The sequence below is a fragment of the Methylobacterium sp. AC690 genome (genome assembly GCF_979256535.1).
In genome coordinates this window covers 1-237 of record NZ_CEEDOX010000133.1, presented here as the reverse complement: position 1 = coordinate 237, position 237 = coordinate 1, and the positions used below count along the sequence as shown (strand labels likewise).

Here is a 237-nt window from a genome sequence, read left to right as displayed (position 1 = left end):
GCGGCGCAGCCACCCGGTATCCGGATGGGCGATGACCTTGGCGAGGCCGCCGTCGTGGGTGAGAAGCAGCAGCCCCTCGGTGTTGATGTCGAGGCGGCCGATGGCGACGACCCGGGGCAGGTCCTCGGGCCGGTTCTCGAAGACGGTCTGGCGCCCCTCGGGGTCGCGCGCCGTGGTCACGAGGCCGCGGGGCTGGGGGTAGATCCACTGGCGCGTGCGCTCGCGGGCCGGCCGCGG

Annotated in this window: 1 protein-coding gene; it reads right to left on the bottom strand. The window is 75.1% G+C overall.

The window, feature by feature from the left end:
* Positions 1 to 237 (bottom strand): pseudouridine synthase (locus tag AC0IY1_RS25595; RefSeq protein ID WP_471773380.1); only part of this gene is annotated, 237 nt, incomplete at both ends.